Origin of the sequence: Halomonas sp. (assembly GCF_041689495.1) — a bacterium.
In the GTDB taxonomy this organism is placed as follows: Bacteria; Pseudomonadota; Gammaproteobacteria; order Pseudomonadales; family Halomonadaceae; genus Halomonas.
This window is the reverse complement of the sequence record NZ_JBDNGD010000276.1, coordinates 1-4,143: the sequence shown is the minus strand read 5'-3', so window position 1 is coordinate 4,143 and position 4,143 is coordinate 1. Positions and strand designations below refer to the sequence as shown.

Below are 4,143 nucleotides of genomic sequence, written 5' to 3'. Positions count from 1 at the left end.
TACCTCTCCTGTACCTCGGGCCTGCACCTCGCGCCAGCACCTCGGGGCGCTCGCCCGGTTCTGACCGGACAGTGGGAATCGGGTCGCTCGCGGGGCGACGTTACTCGAGGTTATCCAGGCCTCGCTCGGCCATGGCGACAGCCCGGAACAGGGCCCGGCCCTTGTTGAGAGTCTCCTGCCATTCCATCTCGGGCACCGAATCGGCCACGATGCCGGCACCGGCCTGGATATGCAGTTGACCATCCTTGATCACCGCGGTACGGATGGCGATGGCGGTGTCCATGTTGCCATGCCAGGAGAGATAGCCCACAGCGCCGGAATAGATACCACGCTTGACCGGCTCCACCTCGTCGATGATCTCCATGGCGCGGATCTTCGGTGCGCCGGACAGGGTTCCGGCCGGAAAGGTGGCGCGCAGCACATCCATGGCAGACAAGCCGGGCTTCAGCCGCCCGGTCACGTTGGAGACGATGTGCATGACGTGGGAGTATCGCTCCACCGCCATCTGGTCGGTGACCTTCACCGAGCCGGTCTCGCTGATGCGACCGACATCATTCCGTCCCAGGTCTATGAGCATCAGATGCTCGGCGATTTCCTTGGGGTCGGCCAGCAGGTCGGCTTCCAGGGCAAGGTCCTCTTCCTCGGTATGCCCCCGTACCCGAGTGCCGGCAATGGGACGAACCGTGACCTCCCCGTCCTCCAGACGGGTGAGTATCTCCGGGGAGGAACCCACCACCTGATGGTCCGCCAGGTTAAGGAAAAACATGTAGGGCGAGGGATTAAGGCTTCGCAGGGCCCGGTAGAGATCCAGTGGAGCCGCCCGGTAGGGAATGGACATGCGCTGGGAGGGCACGCACTGCATGACATCGCCGGCGAGGACATACTCCTTGATGGTCTCCACCGCTGCCTTGAAGCCGGCCTCGGTGAACCCGGAAGTGAAGTGACCCTCCTCCACGGCACTGCGCCCGGTGCCCGGGCTGATGGTATTGAAGGTGGCACTGCGCAGACGCACCTCGAGACGCTCGAGGTGATCCCTTGCCCGCTCATAGGCGGCGCCTTCGCTCGGGTCGGCATGCGTCCACAGGGTGAGACGACCACTGAGATTGTCGAACACCACCAGATCGTTGCAGACCAGCAGCAGGATATCCGGCACCCCGATGGGATCGGGCTTGTCGGAGACCTGCTTGCCTCTCAGCCTCGGCTCGATATAGCGAATGGTGTCGTAGCCGAAATACCCCACCAGGCCACCGTCGAATCGCGGCTGGTCATCCAGTCGCGGCACCCGGAAACGCCGCTGGAACTGTTCGATCCAGGCGAGCGGGTCTTCCACCTCCGTGGCGCCGAGCTGGTCATCGTCCAGGATGTGGCTGACGACAAACCCCCGCACCTCGATACGCTCGCGGCACGGCAAACCGATGATCGAATAACGCCCCCATTTCTCGCCGCCCTGGACGGACTCCAGCAGGAAGGTCCAGGGCTCATCGGCGAGTTTCAGATAGGTGGAAAGCGGGGTATCGAGATCGGCCAGGACATCGCGGGTGACCGGAATACGATTGTAGCCGGCGGCGGCCAGCTCATGGAAACGTTCGGAAGTTATCATGCCCGGATCCTCGATGAAGGCAAGGTTCGATGGTGAAAAGGCGACGTCGTGCTAGGAGCCAAGCCTCACCATCGCCAGCCACAGGGCATGACGATCAGGGACATCGACGAATCGGTGACCGGGAGGCGATCACCGACCTGGTCTGAGGGGGCTTCCAGCGACATGCGGCAGTCCATCGGGAAAGGGCTTGAGCGAAATTACCCTAAACGAGTTGTGACAGTGAATCAACCACGGCATCGGGCCCGCTGGCACGCACCGGCTCGCCATGATTGTAGCCATAGGGTACGGCCAGGGTACGAAAACCGGCCGCTCTGCCGGCGGCGATATCGTGCCGGGAATCCCCTACCATCAGGCAGCGAGCAGGCGGCACCCGAAAGTGAGCCGCTACATGCAGCAGCGGTGCCGGGTCAGGCTTCTTCTGCGGCAGACTGTCACCGCCCAGACAGAGCGAGAAGGTGTCAGTAAGGCCGAAGCCCTCGAGGATGGGGGCGATAAAGGCAAAGGGCTTGTTGGTGACCAGGGCTAGCAGGAAACCCCGCTCACGCAGGCCCTCCAGACACGCCAGAACCCCGGGATAGAGGCACGTCCTGGAAGACGGATCACGCCCATAATGGGTCAGAAAACCCCGATGCGCCCAGTCGAGTTGCTCCTTGGCAGGAGCGGTCCCGAGCGCGAAGGTCAGGGCCCGCTCCATCAGCGTGAGCGAACCATTACCCACCCAGTCGCGAACTATAGCCTCTTCGGGAGGGGCCAGGTCGAGATCCGTCAGGGCGGCGGCGACCGCCACCGCCAGATCAGGCACGGAATCGACCAGGGTCCCATCCAGATCGAAGGTTACCAACCGGATATTGCTCAGGATGGGATCCATGCAGGTCCCATTGTGGGGGCAATCGGGATCCGGGCAATACCATCCAGCCCATGGCAGGTTCGGCATTGGCTAGCGTCGAATGCCTTGCCACTGGCAGGATCGGCGGCCATCACGCTGGCTGAGAGCCCAACCATCGTCAGGAGGCATGACGCCTTGAGTAGGCTACGCATCAGGAATTCTCGTCTGGAAGGATAACGCCCGCCCGGCAGCCGAGCTGCCGGGCGTGGCGAGAGAGGACTTACTCGGACGCCATGGCGTTGTAGGAAATACGATAGATGGCACCGGCCAGGTCATCGGATACCAGCAAGGAACCGTCACGCAGCTGGGTCACATCGACCGGGCGACCCAGGTATTCCCCGTTCTCGTCCAGCCAGCCTTCGGCGAACGGCACGGTATCACCTGTCACGTTACCCTCGGCATCGACCGGCGTGAACATGACCCTGGTCCCGATGGGTTCGGTGCGGTTCCAGGAGCCGTGCTGGGCTGAGAAGATGCCACCCTGGTAGGCCTCTGGGAACATGCTACCGGTGTAGAACATCATGCCGAGGTCGGCCGCATGGGCCACGGTTTCCACGACCGGGTCGACGACGTCCGCCGGGATTTCCTCATCCATGTACTCGTTGGTGCGCACATTGCCGCCGCCGTACCAGGGGAAACCGAAGTTCTGCCCCTTTTCGGTCTGGCGATTGATCTCGCCAGGCGGAATGTCATCGCCCATGCCGTCCACCTGATTGTCGGTGAACCAGAGGTTGCCGGTGGTCGGATGGAAGTCATGCCCCACTGAGTTGCGGATCCCGTAGGTATAGACCTCGCGGTTACTGCCGTCCTGATTGAGCCGGATGATCCCGCCCATGCCGTACTCGCTGAAGGTCTCGAGGTGCTCCTTGGGTGGCACATTGTAGGGCTGACCCAGCGAGACATAGAGCTTTCCGTCGGGACCCACATCGCAGACGCGAGCGGTATGGTTGTAGCTGACGAATTCCTCGGGGATGAGTTCACCGCCAGGAATGACCGGAACGGCAACCACGTCGGGGCTCTCATAGAAGAATTCGGCCGCCGGATAGGCCAGCAGACGGTTCTGCTCGGCGATGTAGAGGATGCCATCCGGCGAGAAACAGGGTCCGTTGGGGATGGCCTTGGTCAGAGAGGGGGCGAAATTCTTCACCTCATCGGCCACGCGATCCTTGTCACGGTCTGTCACCGCCCAGACTTCGCTCTTCCGGGTACCGACGAACATGACGACGCCCTGGGGGCCAACCGCCATATGGCGCGCATCGGGCACCAGTGCGTAGAGGTCGATCTCGAATCCGTCGGGGAGGTTGATCCGTTGCAGGGTGTTGCGAATCGCGTCGGCACTGGACGAGTTCTGATCGATGACGATGTGCTCGGTCGTTCCGGTCGACTGAAAACTGCCGAGTTTCTCCAGCGTGGTGGCTTCCTGGGCATGCGCTGCGGTGATCGCCATGGCGCCGGCGGCAACACCCATTACCAATAGTTTCTTTTTCATTGTTATCTCCTGTTGGGTTGACATGCACTAACTATCGCACGAAAGGATAGAGTCAAGCATGTCCTTGTAGAACGTCAAGCCATCACCCCGTCAACGTTTCTCGACAGGACACCCAGTGCCGCTTGCCCTGCGACGACAGACGCTTGACGGAGGCTTCGAGACGCAATG

Annotated in this window: 3 protein-coding genes; all 3 read right to left on the bottom strand. The window is 61.9% G+C overall.

The genetic code is table 11. The features are described 5' to 3' along the window. Positions 1-100: 100 nt before the first annotated feature. Positions 101-1,600, bottom strand: a complete 1,500-nt coding sequence (gene trpE / locus ACESMD_RS09565) for an anthranilate synthase component I (RefSeq protein ID WP_372612595.1) — start codon at positions 1,598-1,600, stop codon at positions 101-103. A 202-nt stretch (positions 1,601-1,802) separates the two neighbouring features. Continuing rightward, positions 1,803-2,468, bottom strand: a complete 666-nt coding sequence (locus tag ACESMD_RS09560; RefSeq protein WP_372612593.1) for a phosphoglycolate phosphatase — start codon at positions 2,466-2,468, stop codon at positions 1,803-1,805. Between the two features lie 238 nt (positions 2,469-2,706). After that, the gene (locus ACESMD_RS09555; protein WP_372612591.1) at positions 2,707-3,975 is read right to left on the bottom strand and encodes a sorbosone dehydrogenase family protein; all 1,269 of its coding nucleotides are present in this window, start codon (positions 3,973-3,975) and stop codon (positions 2,707-2,709) included. Positions 3,976-4,143: the final 168 nt, after the last annotated feature.

Excerpts from the sequence above, each read along its gene's own strand:
- ACESMD_RS09560 (WP_372612593.1), bottom strand. The coding sequence starts at position 2,468 with ATGGATCCCATCCTGAGCAATATCCGGTTGGTAACCTTCGATCTGGAT.
- trpE (WP_372612595.1), bottom strand. The coding sequence starts at position 1,600 with ATGATAACTTCCGAACGTTTCCATGAGCTGGCCGCCGCCGGCTACAAT.
- ACESMD_RS09555 (WP_372612591.1), bottom strand. The coding sequence starts at position 3,975 with ATGAAAAAGAAACTATTGGTAATGGGTGTTGCCGCCGGCGCCATGGCG.